This is a genomic window from Pseudomonas hormoni (assembly GCF_018502625.1).
Classification (GTDB): Bacteria; Pseudomonadota; Gammaproteobacteria; order Pseudomonadales; family Pseudomonadaceae; genus Aquipseudomonas; species Aquipseudomonas hormoni.
Map to the genome: position 1 here is coordinate 3,063,681 of NZ_CP075566.1, position 18,953 is coordinate 3,082,633.

Here is an 18,953-nt window from a genome sequence, read left to right on the forward strand (position 1 = left end):
CCCACAGGTGTCCGACCTCTCCAGGCTATCAACCGCCCTGGTTGCCGCACTCTGCAAACTTGCTGTAATCCAGCACTTTCTGTGTGCCGCTGGAGTCCAGGTACGTCATCCGCGCATTGACGATCCCACAATGGCTGCCGCCATCTTCTACAGTTGAAATAACCTTCTTGATGTCCAGATGGGTGCCAGCAGCGTGAGTCTGCGCTGGGGTCTGGACATCGGCGTGGGCGGAAAACGCAGCGACGTTCAGAATGGCGAAGAAGCTGGCAGCGAAGAGTTTGTTCCAGTTCATGGTGATTTCCTCAAGGTTTCAATGGGTAGTCGGTGTGAGGCAAGTTGTCTTGTCTCGATGGAACCCATTCAATCGACCCGAGGTATCTGCCATGTGTCGTAAAACCGGGGCTTTTAAGGCGTAAGGTGTCACACAGGGCGCTCGATACACTTCGATACACCCGCCCCCGAAAAAAGCTGCCTTGTATACCAATGTATCTATTACATCCTCAGATACAGTGAGATACAAAGGCCGGCAAGCAGCTGCGGCGCGGCTCCCTAGAATGCGCAACCTGCGAATAACAAGAGGGTTGAGTGATGGAACATGTGAACCACATCCTGATCGTCGACGACGATCGCGAGATCCGCGAGCTGGTCGGCAATTACCTGAAGAAAAACGGCCTGCGCACCACGGTGGTTGCCGATGGCCGGCAGATGCGCAGTTTTCTGGAAACCAATCAGGTGGACCTGATCGTGCTGGACATCATGATGCCCGGCGATGATGGCCTGTTGCTGTGCCGCGAATTGCGCTCGGGCAAGCACAAGGCCACGCCGATCCTGATGCTCACCGCACGCAACGACGAAACCGACCGTATCCTCGGCCTGGAAATGGGCGCCGACGACTACCTGACCAAACCCTTCGCCGCCCGCGAACTGCTGGCGCGGATCAACGCCGTGCTGCGCCGCACCCGGATGCTGCCGCCCAACCTGCTGATCACCGAAAGCGGTCGATTGCTGGGTTTCGGTCGCTGGCGCCTGGACACCACCGCCCGGCACCTGCTGGACGAAGACGGCACCATGGTCGCCCTCAGCGGCGCCGAATATCGACTGCTGCGCGTGTTTCTCGATCATCCGCAACGGGTGCTCAGCCGCGACCAGTTGCTGAACCTGACCCAGGGTCGCGATGCCGATCTGTTCGACCGTTCCATTGATTTGCTGGTGAGCCGCCTGCGTCAGCGCCTGATGGATGACTCGCGGGAATCGACTTACATCAAAACCGTGCGCAGCGAAGGTTACGTGTTTTCCTTCCCGGTGGAATTGCTCGGCGCCGAGTCATGAAACTCGCGCTGCGCTGGCCGCGGACGCTGGCCTCTCAGCAGTCGCTGATTTTCCTGGTGGGCCTGATCGTCGCCCACGGTTTGTCCTTCGGCGTGCAGTTCTATGAACGCTATCGCAGCGCCGAGGCGATGCTGTTGGGCAACCTGGAAAACGACGTGTCGATCGCGGTCTCGATCCTCGACCGCTTGCCCGCTGCCGAACGGGCCGACTGGGTGCCGCGCTTCGAGCGCCGTACCTATCGCTACCTGCTGGGCGAAGGTGTGCCGGGCACGCCGATTGACCCCAAAGATGCCCATGACGCGGTGCAGTCGATTCAAGACGCCGTGGGTCAGCAATACGCGCTGGCCTTCACCCGGATCGAAGGTGCGCAGCAACACTTCCAGGCCCACCTGAAGCTCGCCGATGGCAGCCCGCTGACCATTGACGTGCGGCCGTCGGTGATGCCGCTGTCCTCGTGGCTGCCGATGGTGTTGCTGGTGCAACTGACGCTGTTGCTGATCTGCACCTGGCTAGCGGTCAGGGTCGCCATCCGCCCGCTGACCCGACTGGCTCGAGCGGTGGATACCCTGGACCCCAACACACACGCGGTGCACCTGGACGAAAAAGGCCCGACCGAAGTCGCTCATGCGGCCAAGGCGTTCAATGCCATGCAGGCACGCATTGCGGCCTATCTTAAAGAGCGCATGCAACTGCTGGCGGCGATTTCCCATGACCTGCAAACCCCGATCACCCGCATGAAATTGCGCGCCGAGTTCATGGACGACTCCAGCGAAAAAGACAAACTCTCCAACGACCTCAGCGAAATCGAGCACCTGGTGCGCGAAGGCGTGGCGTATGCCCGCAGCGTTCACGGCGCCACCGAGGCCAGTTGCCGGATCGACCTGAATTCGTTTCTCCACAGCCTGGTGTTCGACTATCAGGACATGGGCAAGGCCGTGGAGCTGAGCGGAAGCACTGCCGGGGTGATCGATACTCGCCCTCATGCGCTGCGCCGGGTTCTGGTCAATCTGACGGACAACGCGCTGAAATTCGCCGGCGCCGCCGAGTTGCGGGTGGAATCAAAGGCTGACGGCACACAGTCGATCAAAGTGCTGGATCGCGGGCCGGGGATCGCTGAAGAAGAACTGGCGCAGGTCTTGATGCCGTTCTATCGCGTGGAAAATTCGCGTAACCGCAACACGGGGGGTACCGGGCTGGGCCTGGCTATCGCCCAGCAACTGGCACTGGCCATTGGCGGCTCGCTGACGCTGAGCAACCGTGAAGGGGGCGGCTTGTGTGCGGAACTGACGCTCTCAACTCCGGCATAGCGGCACTGTAAACGATGATCTCGTTACCCCATCTGCTGCGGTTTTGCGCAGCGCTACTGCTGGCCGCAACGCTCTGTGTCAGCCTTGACGCCAGCAGCGCCCTGGCCGCGGAACCGGGCGTGGCGCCACTGGAACTGGTGGTGCTCGGCTCGGGCGGACCCGGCGCCGGTGGCCGTGCCGGCGCTGGTTACGTGGTGCGGGTGGATGGCACGCCGCGAATCCTGCTGGATGCCGGGCCGGGAACGTTCGTGCGGCTGGGCGAAGCGAAGCTCGATATCCGCCGCCTGGACATCGTGCTGCTGACCCATTTGCACGTGGACCACGTGGCGGAACTGCCGGGCATCGTCAAGGCACGGGCCGTGGCGTCACGCTCGGACATCACCTTTGAAGTATTCGGACCGGGTGCCGCTCAACCGTTCCCCTCAACTCGTCACTACATCGACCTGATGTTCGGCAAGCACGGTGCCTTCAGCTATTTGCAGGACTTCGCCGGCACCGTGAGTTTCAACACCACTGACCTCGATCACCTCACTGCACCCAAAACCCTCCTCAGCCAGAACGGCCTGGTGATCAGCGCCGTGACCGGCCACCATCGCGACGCACCGGCCGTGATCTACCGCGTCGATTACCGGGGTAAAAGCATTACCTTCAGCGGTGATATCGATGCACAGGGCCATGCCGCGCTGACGCACATCGCCAGAGGTTCCGACCTGCTGGTGTTCAACGCGCCGGTCCTCGATCCACCCGCCTCCCCACCCGCGCTCTACAGCCTGCACACCGCGCCCGGCGACATCGGCAGGATCAGCGCAGCGGCACAGGTGTCGAGCCTGCTGCTCAGCCATCTGTCCCGAGACATCGACGAATCCCGCGATGCGGTCACCCAGTCCATCCACCGCACTTACCAGGGCCCGGTGCAGTTCGCCGGGGATGGCTTGCGCATTCGGCCATGAACGCGAACGGCGGGGTCAGGCAAGCACCGCGGATAATTTTCAAAGGGATTTGTATCACTGTGTATAGGAAGCCACGACAGATACGCAGAAGCCGATTTCGCCCCGTTCAGGCACACATCACCGATACACCCGAGCGTTTAACTGTGTTCACCGGATAGCAGCAGCTACCGACTCACTCAAACTCAAGCGCACGGAGAATCACCCATGTTCAACTTCTCGAAAGTCTCGTCCCTGGCACTCGGTCTGGCACTGGTAGGCGGTCTTGGCCTGTCGAACCTGGCCTCGGCCAACACCGCAAGCGTCGCGTCCCACAGCCAGGTCCAGCAGCTGCTGGTGGAAGGTGGTTCGGATCGCCTGCAACAGAATCGTGTGGCTGAAGGTGGTGCCGATCGTCTGCAAGAGCTGCGTGAACGTGTGGCTGAAGGTGGCTCCGATCGTCTGATCGAAAATCGCGTCGCTGAAGGTGGTGCGGATCGTCTGCAAGAACTGCGTGAACGCGTGGCACTGGTCAGCCCGGGCAACGCCGTACGCGGCGGTGTGGTGGTCGCGGAAAACCGTGCCGAGTTCGGTTCGAAATATCAGCGGTATTGATTACACGTTGATCCGCAACACCCCAAGCCCGGAGACCCCGGGCTTTTTTTTGCCTATCGTTTCCCACCGTGGCGAGCGATACGCATAAATCCTGAGTTCTGACGCAAAAGCCCGACGATTGCACGGGACAGTTGCTGTAGGCGCGTACTAAGATTTGCGCTTGATTTCATCAAGGACGATTCATGAAACGCTTGGCCGGTTGTCTGCTGTCTTTCCTGACGTTCACTGCGGTCGGGGCAGACCTGAACATGCTCACCGACAACCACCCGCCCCTGCATTTTCAGCAGGGCAACGCGCTGGTGGGGTTTGGCGTGGATGTGGTTCAGGCGCTGGCCGACACTGCCGGCGATCAGGTGCATTTTCAACAGGTGCCGTTGCTGCGCGCCTTGCGCGTGGCGAGCACCGAACCCGCCACGGGGGTGTTCACCGTGTTGCGCACCGCTGAGCGTGACAGTCAGTATCAGTGGGTCGGCCCCTTGATGGAGGTGGAAACCGCGCTGTTCTCCACGGACAGCAGCCGGCAACGGGTGGGCAGTTTGCTGGAGGCCGGCCGTCAGGGCCGGATTGCCGTTCCACGAAAATGGCTGATCTACAGCTACTTGCAGAAACAGGACCTGAACAATCTCTACGGCGTGGAAACACCCGAACAAATGATGCGTCTGGCGCGACTGGGCCGGACCGAATTTGTGGTGGCCGACACGCTGTCCGTCGCCAGCATGGCCCGTGAGGAAGGTTTGCCGCCCGAGCAGTTGCACTATCAGATTCCATTGATGAAGCAAGCCACCTACATTGCCTTTTCACCGCTGACCGATGCGCGCCAGGTCGCGCGCTGGCAGCAGGCGCTGGACGAGATGAGCCGGGACGGACGTCTCGAGCAACTCAAGCAGCGCTGGCTGGTGGATCGCACGCCGCGCTGACGGCGGATCAACGTTCTCGATAACGACTATGCGTCAGGGTGTTTTTTCATCGTGAAGCGCCAGCACTACAGTGGGCTCATCTTCTTCCCACGCTTCTGGAGCTACATCATGAAAAGCATTATCGGTCTTGGTTTCGCCCTGTCGGTTCTTGGTGCTACGTCGGCTATTGCTGCGCCTCACGCTACTTTGCCAGTGGTTGCGGCGGCAGCGAAGGTGAGTCAGCCAGCTACTTTGAATGTGAATACGGTGGGTGTTGACCGTAAAGACAGCCAGGCGAGCACACTTTATGTGGCTGAAAACCGTCCTGAGTTTGGTTCGAAGTATCAGCGGTATTGATTGGGCGGTTTGTGCTGGTGGAAACAGGAACTCCCGGGGAGATTTGGTCTTTCCGGGAGTTCTTTTTTTTGGGCATATCCGATGCTGCGGTAACGGCGGCTATTGGTTTCGCCCTTACGGCGAGTCACTTGGAAAAGCCCCAAGTAACCAAGGGCTCTTGCCCCTTTCGTTCGGTGCCTCGCACCGCGAGGCGGCCTTCGGGCCGACCTGGCTCTTCGGATGTACGCATTCCCCTGTGGGAGCTGGCTTGCCAGCGATGGTCGTTAACGATGACGCGTGCTGTCTGGATGAACGCGGTGTCTGGACGTCCATCGCTGGCAAGCCAGCTCCCACAGGGATTGTTGGCGGACAGGATATTGGTGTTCACCCCGATGATCCTGACGGACTTCAGGTCGGCTATCAGGCCGCCTCGCTTTGGTTTTTGATCTGGCTTTTGATCTTGATCTGCCCCGTCGGAAGGCCGAGCGCAGGTTCTGCGCAGTGGGCAACCCGGCAGGGATGCCGGGTTAGCCGCCCCCGGCCATGGATGGCCGATGGCGGCGGGCCCACGGAGCAGGACCGGAGCGAGGGAACCCTGAGCCTAGGCGAAGGGCCGTACGTCAGGGGCCAAAGCGTTTTGGTTACTTTGGCGCTTTTCCAAAGTGACCCGCCGTAAGGGCGGAACCTTAGGCGGCCGTTACCGCAGCAACGGATATGCCCCCAACCTCACAACACAGCCCCAGCCAAACGCAAAGCCAAAGCCTTCGCCTGACTAGCCACATCAGTCACCGCCGTACTCTCCCACCACATCCCCCGCAAGGGCGGCCCCATGGCAAACAACCGACCGGCAACCCGCCCATCTTCCCCCAGCACCGCGCCATCGACCGCCGCCGCAATCCCCAACGCCAACGGCCCCGGCCGCACCAACCCGCGAGCCAGCAACTGCTGCGGCAACGGTCGCGCCACCCGCCGCCAGTCGTACTCGATCCCGCTGGAATTGATCAACGCCGCCCCGCTGACGACAACCGTTTCACCTTCACCACGACGGCGGATACGAATGCTCACTTCACCACCCGAAGAAGGCTCAAGCCCCTTGTACGAAGCCGCCTGAATCCGCAACCGCCCTTCCCCGTGCAGTCGCTCCACCAACTCCGCACTCAGCGGCGGCGAACGGTGATGGTGACTCTCCCACCAAGGCCGCACATGCCGCACAAACTGCCGACGCTGCTCGTCCGTCGCCTGATTCCACAAACGGCCAATGTGCGCCCGCACAGTGTCCAACGGCGCCTGCCAGTCGATACCCTGCGCAATGGCCTCCCGACAATGCCGGCGCAATTCACGCACCAACTGTCGCGGTGTGCGAATACTGTGATCCTCGGCAAGAAAATCCGCCCAGGCCGGCGGTTGCCGGCGCACATGCGGCAACAGTCCGTGCCGGGAAAACACTTTGATCGCCCCGCGATGCCCGGCCTGTTCCAGCGACACCACGGCATCGACCATGGTCAGGCCGGAACCGATGATCAGCACCGTCGATTGCGGGTCGAGCTGACGCATGGCCGCCACGTCCCAAGGATCGAGCGCCGCCGCGTTCAAACCGCTGGACTCGGTCTGCGGCGTGCGTGCAGCGGGAAACATCCCCGTCGCCAACACCGCATAAGCGCCCTGCAATCGCTGCCCGTCACTCAAGTTCAGCCGCACCGAATCGCTCAACGTTTCCAGGTCAACCACCTCGGCCCGCACATGCTCGACGGTCGAGCCATTCAAGGCGCCCACCGCTCGCGCCTCGGCCAGGCGCTGCTGCACGTACACACCGAAAAGCCCCCTTGGTGGAAACAGCTCGCTGACAGGCACATGCTGCTCATCGGACTCCGGCCAGCCTCCGGCGGCGATGTAATCGGTCAGCCACTGAGTCAGGTCATCGGCATTGTCCGGATCGACGCTCATGCGCGCCGCGTTGCCGTTCAGCGTATGGCCCAACTCGACCGCGCTGTACGCCTCGCCCCGTCCGAGCTCGGCCCGTGGCTCGATCACCAGCAACGAGCGCTTGCCGGGCAGACGCAACAACTGCGCCGCCAGCATCGTGCCGCTGAGGCCGCCGCCGATGATCAGGATGTCTGCGTGGCGGATGACGTCGGTCGTCTGTCCGCTTCGGGTTTCAGTCATGGCGTTCTCAATGTTCAGTGTTTACCTAGATAGAAGTCATGCAGATCGCCCCGCGCCAGCAACGCCTCGCTGCTGCCGGACAACACCACTCGGCCAGTGTCGAGGACATAGGCCTGTGACGCGTACTTGAGCGCCACATTAATGTTTTGCTCGGCAATCAGGAAGCTCACCTGCTCCTCGCGATTGAGCTGGGCGACGATCTCGAAAATCTCCTGGACGATAATAGGCGCCAAACCCATGGAAGGTTCATCAAGCAGTACCAAAGTAGGACGGGTCATCAACGCCCGGCCGATGGCGACCATCTGCTGCTCGCCACCGGACGTGAGCCCGGCCTGGGTCTTGCGCTTGGTTTTCAGGCGTGGAAACCAGGCGTAAATCCGCTCCAGGTCCCGGGCCATGTCCTGGCGGCTCAAGCGCCGCACGAAACCGCCACTGCGCAGGTTGTCCTCGACCGTCAACTGCGCAAAGACATGGCGACCTTCCAGCACATGCACCATCCCTTGGCGCACCCGCAGACTGGGATCGACACCCGCCGTATCGCGGCCGAAAAACTCGATGGTGCCGCGACTGACTTGCGCCCGCTCGGCCCGCACCAATCCGGAAATCGCCTTGAGCGTGGTGCTTTTGCCCGCGCCGTTGGCACCGAGCAATGCGACGATACCGCCCTTGGGCACCGTCAGCGAAACCCCGGCCACGGCCAGGATCGCGCCGTCGTAGATCACCTCGATGTCGTTGACTCGCAGCAGGTCGATGGCGGCATTGTCGCTGGCGGCTTCACTCATAAGTTACTCGTCCCCGTTGCAGGTGCGTGGCGTCAGGCCTTTTTCCTTGGCGAACGCTGCGGACTTTTCATCGATCAAGGGTCGCAACAACGCGCGATCGGCGGCGATCCAGTCGCTGATCAGCGTCCAGTTGGCGCCGTCCCACTGCTGTACCCGCGCCGAACCGCCGCCCTCGTGATCCTTGCACGACAGTTTGAGGTTCTGCATCAGGCCGAAATAGCCCATGTCCTTGAGCCGTGCGTCGTCGATATTCAGGTGTTCCAGCCCCCAGCGACCCTCTTCGCCATTCAAGGGACGCTTGCCAAATTTACCCTGGGCGGTGCGGATCGCTTCCACCATCACCGCGGCGTTCACCAGCCCGGAGTTGTAGTAGACGCTGCCGAAATTCTTCAGGTCCTTGAGGTCGCTTTTGCCTTTGTCGAGGATGTACTGCTTGAGGCGTTTGTGGATCTCGAAATCGGTGCCGGCCGGGTATGGCGTCAGCGCCAGATAACCTTTGGCCGCGGCGCCTGCGGGCAGTACGTCCTCGCTGGAACTGGCCCAAATGTCGCCGACGATGTGGTCCACCGGGAAGCCGAAACGCGCAGCAGTTTTCACCGCTACCGGCGTCGACACGCCCCAGGTACGCAGGAACACCCAGTCCGGGTTGACCTGGCGAATCTGCCGCCATTGCGCCGATTGCTCGTTGCCCGGATCGGCCACCGGAATCTGGATGTTTTCGAAGCCGTATTTCTCTGCCAGCAACTTCAATGGGCCGAGGGTTTCCCGTCCGTACGCCGAGTCGTGGTAGACCGTGGCGATCTTCTTGCCCTTGAGTTTGTCGAAGCCGCCCTCCCGCTCGGCGATGAAATTGATCAGGCTCGACGCCTCGCTGTAGAAGGTCAGCATCACCGGGAAGTTGTAGGGGAACACCGTGCCGTCAGTAGCTTCGGTGCGGCCGTAGCCGAGGGTGATCAGCGGAATCTTGTCGACTTCCGCGCGCTCGCTCAGCGCATACGCCGCCGGCGCGCCGTTGGGGGAATAGATCGCCACCGGCGCGCCGTCCAGGCCCTTCTTGAAGCGCTCGTAGCACTCGATGCCCTTCTCCGCCGTCCACTCGGTTTCGCATTCCTGCCACACCAGTTTGACGCCGTTGATCCCGCCTTCCACCTCGTTGATGTAGTTCAGGTAATCGAGCATGCCGGCCCACACCTGCACACCGCTGGAGGCGTACGCGCCGACGCGGTAAGTGGCCAACGGGAAGAACTGCTGGTCGGACGAAGCCTGAACCATCGGCACCGCACTGCTGAAAACGGCCAGCGTCAAAGCGGCGCCGACCAGTGAACGTTTCAAGGATGCACGCATGTTGTCTCTCTATCTGATAATGGGGAGGATTCAGAAGCGCAGCGGCCAGTGGCTCAGCCGTTCACGAAGGTTGCTTAGCAGGCGGATCAGGCCTTCCGGTTCCTTGATCAGGAACACAATGATCAGCACGCCGAAGATGATTTTTTGCAGGTTCTGCAATTGCCCCGCGTCCACCGAACCGCCGAACAAGGCTTGCCCGGCGTGGCTCAGCAGGATCGGCAACAGGCTGATAAACGCGGCGCCGACGAAGTTGCCGGCGATGCTGCCCATGCCGCCGATAATGATGATGAACAGGATCTGGAACGACCGATTGATGTCGAAGCTGCTGGCGCTGGCCGTGCCCAGATAGGCGAAGGCCCACAGCGCCCCAGCGATACCGAGGTAGAACGAGCTGACGGCGAACGCCAGGTGTTTGTAGCGCACCACCGGAATGCCGATCACCGCAGCGGCAGTGTCCATGTCGCGGATCGCCATCCAGTTGCGGCCGATCTGGCTTTTCACCAGGTTCACCGCGACCCAGGTCAGCAACAACACGGTGGTCAGCGTCAGCAGATAGCGGCCGAGCGGCGTGTTCAGGTCATGGCCGAACAGCGCCAGCTTCGGTGCGGAGATGGTCCCGGACGATCCATAGTTGTAGAACCAGGGAAATTTGACGAACAGCCACTCCAGAAAGAACTGTGCCGCCAGCGTGGTGACCATCAGGTAAAAACCTTTGATCCGCGAACTCGGCAGACCGAAGACGAAGCCCACCAGCGCGCTGATCAATCCGCCGCCCAGCAATGCGACGGGCAAACCGAGCTCGGGCAACCGCAGCAAAAACCCATAGGTGGCAAACGCCCCGACCGCCATGAACCCTGCCGCGCCGACCGAGGTCTGGCCGGTGTAGCCGGTGAGCAAATTCAGGCCGAGTCCGGCCAGGGACAGCACCAGGAACGGGATCAGGATCGCGTTCAGCCAATAGTCGTTGCCGGTCAGCGGCACAACGATGAAGGCAATCAACAACAGACCGAGCAGGCCAAAAGGGACACGACGCTGGATCAACACCGACGGCGCGGTTTCGCGGGCAAGGGATATCGACATGGGTTCAGACTCGCTCGATGGCGCGCTCGCCGAACAGGCCGGCGGGGCGGATGTACAGGAAGGCCAGGGCCAGGACGTAGGCGAACCACGGGGTGATGCCGCCGCCGATCAGCGGGCCGATGTAAACCTCGGCGAGGTTCTCCGCCGCGCCGACAATCAACCCGCCGACGATGGCCCCGCCAATCGAGGTGAAGCCGCCGATGATCAACACGGGCAAGGCCTTGAGCACCACCAGCGACAGAGAAAACTGCACGCCTTGGCGCGCGCCCCAGAGCAATCCCGCCACCAAACCAACAATCCCCGCTACCGCCCAGACGATCTGCCAGATGCGGTTGAGGTTGATGCCGATCGACAACGCGGCGGTGGTGTCATCGGCCACCGCGCGCAACGAAACGCCGATGCGTGTCTTGTTGAACAACAGCGCCAGCACCGTCACCAGCACAATGGCAGCCGCCGCGGCGATCAGGTCGAACTGGCTGACCATCATCCCGCCGATGAACACCGGCACGTCGTCGATGCCCAGGTCCAGTGCCCGCACCTGCGAGCCCATCAACCCTTGGGCCAGGCCTTCGATGATGAATGACAAGCCAAGCGTCGCCATGAACAAGGTGATCTGCGAGCGATTGACCAGCGGCCGCAGCACCAACCGTTCGATCAGCAGCGCGCCGACGATCATCACCACCACCGTCAGCAACAGCGCCAAGGCAAACGGCACGCCCTGATCGTGCAGGCTGACGAAGGTCAGCGCAGCGAACAGCAGCATCGCGCCCTGGGCGAAATTGAACACGCCGCTGGCCTTGTAGATCAGCACGAAGCCGATGGCGACCAGCGAATACATGGTCCCGGCGAGCAGGCCGCCGAGCAGGGTTTCGAAGAAGAACGTCATTAGTGCACCACTCCCAGATACGCCGCGATCACTTCCGGATCGGCCTGCACTTCGGCGGGCGTGCCGTCGCCGACCTTGCGCCCGTAATCGAGGACCACGACGTGGTCGGACAGGCCCATGACCACACTCATGTCGTGCTCGATCAACACCACTGTGGTGCCGAGGTCGCGGTTGATGTCGGCGATGAAACGGGCCATTTCCTGTTTCTCTTCGGCGTTCATCCCGGCCATCGGCTCATCCAGCAGCAACAGGCGCGGGCCGGCGATCAGGGCGCGGCCGAGCTCTACGCGTTTTTGCAGGCCATAGGACAGGTTTCCCACCGGCACATCGCGGTGGGCTTGCAGTTCAAGAAATTCGAGAATGCCCTGGGCTTGTTGGCGGAAGTTTTCAGCTTCACGGCGTGCTCGCGGCAGGTTGAGTGCCTGTTCGATGAAGCTGCTGCGCAAGTGCCGGGACAAGCCGGTGAGGATGTTGTCGATCACGCTCATCTTCTTGAACAGCGCGTTGTTCTGGAACGTACGGCCAATGCCCCGGCGCGCCGCGCTCAACGGGTCGATGCGTTTGAACGGCTGCTGCTCGAAGACAATCGAACCGGCGTCGAAGCGGTACACGCCGTTCAGCACATTGAGCAGCGAACTCTTGCCTGCGCCGTTGGGGCCGATCAGGGCGCAGATCTCGCCACGACGCACGTCGAAGGACAGTTCGTTAATCGCTTTCACGCCTTTGAAGGACAGGGAAATGCCGCTGACTTGCAGGATGGAATCGGTCGAGCTCATGCGATATCCCGTTTGAATTCGGTGAGCCAGGTGGGCTGCGGTTGAGCGTCAGGGCTGCGCGTGGCTTGCCAGATGAAATGCAGGTTGTGGAAACCGAGCAGTCGGCGAACGCGATTCTTGATCAGGCGTTGCAGGCCTTTTTCCGGGTGGGCGATGGCCCAGTCGCACAGGCGCCGGCGCCAGGTGCCATGTGGGGCGAGACGGCTTTCGATTTCCGCCGCCAGCAGTTGCAGGCGTTCCGCCGAGAGCAGCAGCCCGGATGGCGCCACTTCCCGACGGTCGCGACTGGCGCTGCCGGGGCTTTCCGGGAAGGCCAGGGAGTGGCCGCAGGTCAGCCACTGCTCAAGCAATACCGTCAGGCCGGCCTGCCATTGCGTGCCCTCTTCGCTCCACAGTTGCGAGCCCTTGCTCCAGCGGTTGAGCCGTTGCGGGGTTTCTACCGGACCGAGCAGATCGTTGAAGTTCAACAGCGATTGGCCCTGATTGAGCCAGAGTTGCTGCGTCTGCCGACCCTGAACGAAGGCGTGCGTGGGACCGCTGCGCCACAGGATTTTGTGCAGGGATTCGGGGTCGAGGTTGTCCGGCAGCGTCAGCACTTGCCCGCCAATGTGTTGGGCGGCCAGGGCCAGCAGCAACAGATCCGGCTCGAACGCGCCGCTGAGGGCCAGACGTGAATCCTCGGTGAAACCTTGCTGGCGCAAACCGTCTGCCAGGCGCTCGACGTCGCGCAAGACGTCGATCCAGCGCCAGACAAACCACTGGCCGTGGCGCTTGTGACGCAGCGCCGCTTGCAACGGACTGATCTGCGCCCAGTGACGCAATTGCTCCAGTGCCTTGGGCAGCTCGACCCGCCACTCGGCGGTGTCCGCGAGGGGCGGACGTTTGAGTTCGTGCACGCTCATGGGTGACCTCCTGTTCATGGGCAAAAGCGTGCGGTGGTCCGCTGGGCTGTAATCTGTAAAACACCACAAAACCCTGTGGGAGCGGGCTTGCCCGCGATGGCGGTGCAGCAGGCGAAATCGATGTTGAATGTGCCGCCCCCTTCGCGGGCAAGCACGCTCCCACAGAGATTGTTGTTTTAGGCAGACACCACTTTCCTCTCCTGCTGCCGCAACGCCGCCAAATCCCGATATCCCGCGCCCGGATGAATCTCCGGCAACCGCGGCCCTTCCCCGAACAACTTCTCGCGCAAGGTCCCCGGCGCGTATTCGGTCTTGTACACACCGCGTTTCTGCAACTCCGGCACCAGCAACTCCACAGCGTCGATGAAGGTCTCGTGAGTCAACGCATAAGCCAGGTTGAAGCCGTCCACGTCGGTTTCCTCAACCCACTCCTGAAGCAGATCGGCAACCGTCTCGGGACTGCCGACGAACAGCGGACCAAACCCGCCAATCCCGACCCAATCGGCCAGTTCGTTAGGGGTCCAGACCTTGTTCGGATCGGCCGTGGAGAACGCTTCCACCGCCGATTGAATGGCATTGGTGTGCACATGCTTGAGTGGCTCATCGGGTTTGAACTGACTGAAATCGATCCCGGTCCAGCCGGAGATCAATGCCATCGCGCCTTCGTAACTGACCCAGGTTTTGTATTCCTCGAACTTGGCTTTGGCCTTGGCATCGGTCTCGCCGAGGATCACCGTTTGCAGGTTGAAGATCAGGATCTTCGACGGATCACGCCCGGCCTCGGCGGCACGACGACGGATGTCGGCGACGGTCTTTTTCAGCAGCACTTTCGACGGCGCCGCCACGAACACGCACTCGGCGTGTTCAGCGGCGAACTGCTTGCCGCGACTCGATGCACCCGCTTGATAGAGAACCGGCGTGCGTTGTGGCGAGGGTTCGCAGAGGTGAATGCCGGGCACCTGGAAATGTTTGCCGACATGCTCGATCTCGTGGATTTTGCTCGGATCGCTGAAAATCCTGCGCTCGCGATCGCGCAGGATGGCGCCCTCTTCCCAACTGCCTTCCCAGAGCTTGTAGCAAACCTCCAGGTATTCTTCGGCGTAGTCGTAACGAGCATCGTGTTCGGTCTGGCTTTTCTGCCCGAGGTTCTTGGCGCCGCTTTCCAGATACGAGGTGACAATGTTCCAGCCCGCGCGCCCCTTGGTCAGGTGATCGAGGGTCGACAGGCGTCGGGCGAACGGATACGGATGCTCGAACGACAGCGATGCCGTCAATCCAAAGCCCAGATGCTCGGTGACCAGCGCCATTGGCGGAATCAGTTGCAACGGATCGTTGACCGGCACTTGCGCCGCCTGACGAATCGCCGCGTCACCGTTGCCGTTATAGACATCGTAAATGCCCAGTACATCGGCAATGAACAAGCCATCGAACTTGCCGCGTTCGAGGATTTTCGCCAGATCGGTCCAGTATTCGAGGTCCTTGTACTGCCAGGAGCGATCCCGCGGGTGCGCCCACAAACCCGGCGACTGGTGGCCGACACAGTTCATGTCAAACGCGTTGAGACGAATTTCACGGGCCATCAAACGGCACTCCGCAAGCTGGGTGGATGGATGCCGTTGAGGCGGAAGTTACCGATGAGATGGAGTTTCCAGCGCAGCGGGTCGTGCAGTGATCCGGGCAACACAGTGCGTTGGCCGGTGAGTTCGAATTCGGCGTTGCTGACGGTGTTCAACGCATCTGCACTGGCCAGATGCGACTCGGCGATGGCGACGCTGATTTCGGTGTCGTCTTCGTGGCTATTCAGAAAAGCTTCAGCACGTTCCAGCAGTGCGGCAGCGACTTCGATGCGAATGTGCAAATCGCCGAAACGGCTGATGACGTAGGGGTCATCGTTGGTTTTAGCCTGATGACGAATGAAGCGCAGGGTCGCATCAAGCAAACTGCGCGCGTTGTGCAAGTCGTGCTGACTTTTGGCCAGGGGTTGCCCGGCAGCAATCGGTTGAGTCAAGGCATTCATGGTGGGCTCCTCAGTTCCAGGCGTGGCGCGCGGGCTTCACGCCGTTGAGCAGGTAGTTGCCGATCAGGTGGTATTTCCAGCGTGCCGGGTCGTGCAGCGTGTGAGTGCGGGCGTTGCGCCAGTGGCGGTCGAGGTTGTACTTGCCGAGCACCGAGCGGGTGCCGGCCAGTTCGAAGAGTTTGCTGCTGGCGAGCAAGGCGATTTCGGCGGACAGGACTTTGGCCTGGGCGACCACCACCGAAGCGTGGGCCACGGAGTCTTCGTTGGGGGTGAGCAAGGCTTGGTCGATGGCCTGCCCGGCTTTCTTGAGGATTGCTTCGGTGCCGTGGACGCGCCATTCGAGTTCGCCTATCGCGGCGATGCTGAACGGGTCCTGCCAGCCGTGATCCTGTCCGCTGTCGATCCAGGGCCGGGATTCGCGGGCGTAGCGCTTGGTTTCTTCCAGCGCGCCAACGGCGATGCCAGTGTCCACCGCGGCTTGAATGATTTGTGAAATCGGGCCGTCGGCGGTGGGTTCGTCGAACGCCTTGTGAGCTGGAATCACCGCACTCAACGGCACTTTCACCGCATTCAACGTGACGCCGCCACTGGCGGTGGTGCGCTGGCCAAAACCGTCCCAGCTGTCGATCACGGTCAGACCGGGATTGTCGCGCTCAATGAACGCGATGAAGGCCTGGTTCTGCTCGTTGACCGCCACCGCCGGCACGATGTGCGCGAACAGTGCGCCGGTGCAATAAAACTTCTCGCCATCGATCTGCGCGGTGTCTTTGTCGAAACGAATACGGGTTTCGAAGGCCCCGGCGTTTTTGCTTTTGGATTCGGAGAAGGCGTTGCCGAAGCGAAAACCCTGCAGGACTTTGTCGAAGTAGTAACGCTTCTGCTCTTCGGTGGCGGTTTGCAGCAGGATGTCGAGCACGCCGAGGTGGTTTTGCGGGATCTGGCCGAGGGAGGAGTCGGCGGAGGAAATGATCTTGACCACTTCCGCCACCGTCACATAAGAAACGCCGGCGCCGCCGTACTCCTTGGGAACCGTGATACCCCAAAGGCCGCTGGCGGAAAACTCGTCAAGCTCGGCGACCGGCAGGCGTCGCTCGCGATCCCGCACGCTGGCCTCGATGGCGAAACGTGCAGCGAGCTTGTGAGCGACGGCAATCGCCTCGGCGTCCGAGCGGATCACGTGGGCAGTGCGAGGGATTTGGGCAGAGGCTGTCATGGGCCGACTCCGGGATTCTGGTGAATGCACCAGAGCTTTTGCAGGAGTCGTGCCTGAAACTAATTTCGTTTAATTTCAACAGGTTGATGAGTTATTCGAGAAATCAGCGCAGCTTAAAAACAGCAATGTGTCTATCCGGTGTTGATCGGCGAACAGTTAGATCACCACGTTTCTCACGAACCGCGCCGCCACCGGCCCGTCGTTGCGATAGGCATGCGGCTGGTTACTGGCGAACATGTAGAACTCACCAGCGGCGATCTCATGGGGCGTGTCGCCGAGCATCAGTGTCAGGCAGCCTTCAAAGACGTAAATCTGCTCGCTCCAGCCATCGGCATCCGGTTGCGACGGGTAGATTTCCCCCGGTTGCAGGCACCATTCCCACTGTTCCACTTCGCGGGTGGCGGTGGCCTTGGACAACAAAACGGCTTTGCTGCCGGGAATCGTCCCGGCCCAGGCCACTTCGTTGATGCGGCTCGGGTCTCGGGCATCCGGCGCCTGGATCAGGTCACTGAATGCTACGTCCAGCGCTTCCGCTACGCGGTCGAGGGTGGTCAGGCTGACGTTCTTCTCGCCGGCCTCGATGGCCACCAGCATGCGTCGACTGACCCCGGACTTTTCCGCCAGCGCGGTCTGGCTCATGTCGGCCGCATGGCGCAGGCGCCGAACGTTCAAACTGACGTGTTGAAGGACCGAAGCCCGTTGCGTTGAATCTTTGTGCACTATATTGCTCACTTGGTGGGGTTGGGCAGTATACTGCGCAACATTCGGCGCATTGTGCGTCGCCCTCAGGTAGCGCGCAAGGTCATGACGTCGTTGAACTCCTCCCCGGCTTCTTCCCGATTCTCCCGGTTCAGCAAGGCCGAGTGCGTGCTGGTGCTGATCACCATGGTCTGGGGTGGCACCTTTCTGTTGGTGCAGCACGCCATGACCGTCAGCGGCCCGATGTTCTTCGTCGGCCTGCGCTTTGCGGCGGCGGCGATTATCGTCTCGCTGTTCTCCTGGCGTCATCTGCGGGAACTGACCCTGTTCGAACTCAAGGCCGGCGCCTTTATCGGCGTGGCGATCATGCTCGGTTATGGCTTGCAGACGGTCGGCTTGCAGAGCATTCCCAGCAGTCAGTCGGCCTTCATTACCGCGTTGTACGTGCCCTTCGTGCCGTTGCTGCAATGGCTGGTGCTGGGACGGCGTCCGGGGTTGATGCCGAGCATTGGCATCATGCTGGCCTTTACCGGGCTGATGTTGTTGTCGGGGCCTGCCGGCGCGTCGTTCAACTTCAGCCCCGGTGAAATCGCCACGTTGATCAGCGCCGTGGCGATTGCCGCCGAGATCATTCTGATCAGCACCTATGCCGGCCAGGTCGATGTGCGTCGGGTGACGGTGGTGCAATTGGCAACCACCTCGGTGCTGGCGTTTTTGATGGTGGTGCCGACTCAGGAAGTCATTCCCGACTTCTCATGGCTCCTGCTGTGCAGCGCCCTCGGCCTCGGCGCGGCCAGTGCGGCGATTCAGGTGGCGATGAACTGGGCGCAAAAAAGCGTTTCGCCGACGCGGGCGACGTTGATCTATGCCGGTGAGCCGGTCTGGGCCGGGATTGTCGGGCGGATCGCCGGGGAGCGGTTGCCGGCGATTGCATTGGTGGGCGCGGGGTTGATTGTCGCGGCGGTGATAGTGAGTGAGTTGAAGACTAAGGGTAAGGCGGGTGCGGCCGAGGAAGAGTTGCGCCGCAATGGTGTGAACACAGTGGAACCCTGTGGGAGCGAGCCTGCTCCGGGCGACGCTCCGACGAAGGGGCCGGACGCCGCCCCAGCGATCACTCGGGCAAGGACCGAATGATGTCAGCCAGGTCGTCCCTGGTGATCTCGTTGGATTTTATTGCCGCGACGACATCTTCCTTGGAGAGTGGAAAGCGTTTGAAAATCTTCTTCAGGGCATCGGAATCAATATTTGACGTCCAAAGAGGAGAAATGAAATTCCCTTGGTACTCCGGCTTCATCGGGACATCCTCATAAGCGATGGCCCCTTTATGGTTGAGGTAGACGATATAGCGATCATGCCCTTCAGGAAAACTCTTGTCGTAGTAAAGAGTGACGCCGGCAGGTAGCACATAGTAATTATCATCACCCTCTACCCCCTCGATAAGCAAAGGCGCTTTGGTCCTGAGCATTTTCCTGTCATGCGTGCCTGATACATGGTTAAACCAGACAAATGCCAAGACAGCCGCATTAACAAGCACTAAAACCGCCAACCAGAAAGAAAGCTGTTTATTCGTAAACATCCTTTTTGTCATAACGCGCCTCGGTAGTTCCTTCCAGTAGGCTTTCAAAACTGCCGGCATGAAAACAGGACCGGAACAATCCTACAAGCAAGCAACTGTCGCCTTC

Annotated in this window: 20 protein-coding genes; 7 read left to right on the top strand and 13 right to left on the bottom strand. The window is 61.1% G+C overall.

The features are described from left to right. Positions 1-28 precede the first annotated feature (28 nt). Positions 29-292, bottom strand: a complete 264-nt coding sequence (locus tag KJF94_RS14185; RefSeq protein ID WP_214384380.1) for a DUF2790 domain-containing protein — start codon at positions 290-292, stop codon at positions 29-31. A 296-nt stretch (positions 293-588) separates the two neighbouring features. Here KJF94_RS14185 and KJF94_RS14190 point away from each other — a divergent pair, with 296 nt between their 5' ends. The 6 genes from KJF94_RS14190 (at position 589) to KJF94_RS14215 (ending at position 5,430) form a co-directional block, all read left to right on the top strand. Further along, positions 589-1,329 (top strand): response regulator, encoded by a 741-nt coding sequence (locus KJF94_RS14190; RefSeq protein WP_214384382.1) that lies wholly within the window; start codon positions 589-591, stop codon positions 1,327-1,329. Further along, positions 1,326-2,636 (top strand): ATP-binding protein, encoded by a 1,311-nt coding sequence (locus tag KJF94_RS14195; RefSeq protein ID WP_214384384.1) that lies wholly within the window; start codon positions 1,326-1,328, stop codon positions 2,634-2,636. Before KJF94_RS14190 ends, KJF94_RS14195 begins: the two co-directional genes overlap by 4 nt. Before the next feature lie 14 nt (positions 2,637-2,650). After that, positions 2,651-3,586 (top strand): MBL fold metallo-hydrolase, encoded by a 936-nt coding sequence (locus KJF94_RS14200; protein WP_214384386.1) that lies wholly within the window; start codon positions 2,651-2,653, stop codon positions 3,584-3,586. 204 nt (positions 3,587-3,790) lie between these two features. Beyond that, positions 3,791-4,177, top strand: a complete 387-nt coding sequence (locus tag KJF94_RS14205; RefSeq protein WP_214384388.1) for a hypothetical protein — start codon at positions 3,791-3,793, stop codon at positions 4,175-4,177. A 182-nt stretch (positions 4,178-4,359) separates the two neighbouring features. Further along, on the top strand, positions 4,360-5,094 hold the full coding sequence (locus tag KJF94_RS14210; protein WP_214384390.1) for a substrate-binding periplasmic protein: 735 nt from the start codon (positions 4,360-4,362) through the stop codon (positions 5,092-5,094). A 108-nt stretch (positions 5,095-5,202) separates the two neighbouring features. Next, the gene (locus KJF94_RS14215) at positions 5,203-5,430 is read left to right on the top strand and encodes a hypothetical protein (RefSeq protein ID WP_214384392.1); all 228 of its coding nucleotides are present in this window, start codon (positions 5,203-5,205) and stop codon (positions 5,428-5,430) included. Between the two features lie 705 nt (positions 5,431-6,135). Here KJF94_RS14215 and KJF94_RS14220 read toward each other — a convergent pair. The 11 genes from KJF94_RS14220 to KJF94_RS14270 all read right to left on the bottom strand — a co-directional run bounded on the left by KJF94_RS14220 (position 6,136) and on the right by KJF94_RS14270 (position 17,292). Continuing rightward, entirely contained in the window at positions 6,136-7,572 is a 1,437-nt protein-coding gene (locus tag KJF94_RS14220; protein ID WP_214384394.1) for an FAD/NAD(P)-binding protein, read from the bottom strand. A 14-nt stretch (positions 7,573-7,586) separates the two neighbouring features. After that, on the bottom strand, positions 7,587-8,354 hold the full coding sequence (locus KJF94_RS14225) for an ABC transporter ATP-binding protein (RefSeq protein WP_214384396.1): 768 nt from the start codon (positions 8,352-8,354) through the stop codon (positions 7,587-7,589). Between the two features lie 3 nt (positions 8,355-8,357). Next, positions 8,358-9,698, bottom strand: coding sequence for an ABC transporter substrate-binding protein (locus tag KJF94_RS14230; protein ID WP_214384397.1), 1,341 nt, complete (start codon positions 9,696-9,698; stop codon positions 8,358-8,360). 30 nt (positions 9,699-9,728) lie between these two features. Further along, a complete protein-coding gene (locus KJF94_RS14235) occupies positions 9,729-10,778 on the bottom strand; it encodes a branched-chain amino acid ABC transporter permease (RefSeq protein ID WP_214384399.1) in 1,050 nt (349 codons plus the stop codon). A 4-nt stretch (positions 10,779-10,782) separates the two neighbouring features. Beyond that, positions 10,783-11,664: a branched-chain amino acid ABC transporter permease gene (locus KJF94_RS14240; RefSeq protein ID WP_214384401.1), complete on the bottom strand. Its 882-nt coding sequence runs from the start codon at positions 11,662-11,664 to the stop codon at positions 10,783-10,785. Beyond that, entirely contained in the window at positions 11,664-12,440 is a 777-nt protein-coding gene (locus KJF94_RS14245) for an ABC transporter ATP-binding protein (protein ID WP_214384403.1), read from the bottom strand. Before KJF94_RS14245 ends, KJF94_RS14240 begins: the two co-directional genes overlap by 1 nt. Next, complete coding sequence (locus KJF94_RS14250; RefSeq protein ID WP_214384405.1) at positions 12,437-13,342, bottom strand: AMP-binding protein; 906 nt, start codon at positions 13,340-13,342, stop codon at positions 12,437-12,439. The genes KJF94_RS14245 and KJF94_RS14250 overlap by 4 nt, the downstream gene beginning before the upstream one ends. A 176-nt stretch (positions 13,343-13,518) precedes the next feature. Next, complete coding sequence (locus KJF94_RS14255) at positions 13,519-14,922, bottom strand: LLM class flavin-dependent oxidoreductase (RefSeq protein WP_214384407.1); 1,404 nt, start codon at positions 14,920-14,922, stop codon at positions 13,519-13,521. Next, positions 14,922-15,359, bottom strand: a complete 438-nt coding sequence (locus KJF94_RS14260) for an acyl-CoA dehydrogenase (protein WP_214384409.1) — start codon at positions 15,357-15,359, stop codon at positions 14,922-14,924. The genes KJF94_RS14255 and KJF94_RS14260 overlap by 1 nt, the downstream gene beginning before the upstream one ends. A gap of 10 nt (positions 15,360-15,369) precedes the next feature. Further along, entirely contained in the window at positions 15,370-16,572 is a 1,203-nt protein-coding gene (locus KJF94_RS14265) for an SfnB family sulfur acquisition oxidoreductase (protein ID WP_214384411.1), read from the bottom strand. 156 nt (positions 16,573-16,728) lie between these two features. Further along, positions 16,729-17,292, bottom strand: a complete 564-nt coding sequence (locus KJF94_RS14270; protein WP_214384413.1) for a helix-turn-helix domain-containing protein — start codon at positions 17,290-17,292, stop codon at positions 16,729-16,731. Between KJF94_RS14270 and KJF94_RS14275 the strand changes: the two genes are divergently transcribed. Further along, entirely contained in the window at positions 17,287-18,405 is a 1,119-nt protein-coding gene (locus KJF94_RS14275; protein ID WP_250548282.1) for a DMT family transporter, read from the top strand. The two genes, KJF94_RS14270 and KJF94_RS14275, sit on opposite strands and share 6 nt — an antisense overlap. Here the strand turns inward: KJF94_RS14275 and KJF94_RS14280 are convergent. Beyond that, positions 18,383-18,907, bottom strand: a complete 525-nt coding sequence (locus KJF94_RS14280; protein ID WP_250548283.1) for a hypothetical protein — start codon at positions 18,905-18,907, stop codon at positions 18,383-18,385. The genes KJF94_RS14275 and KJF94_RS14280 overlap by 23 nt on opposite strands. Positions 18,908-18,953: the final 46 nt, after the last annotated feature.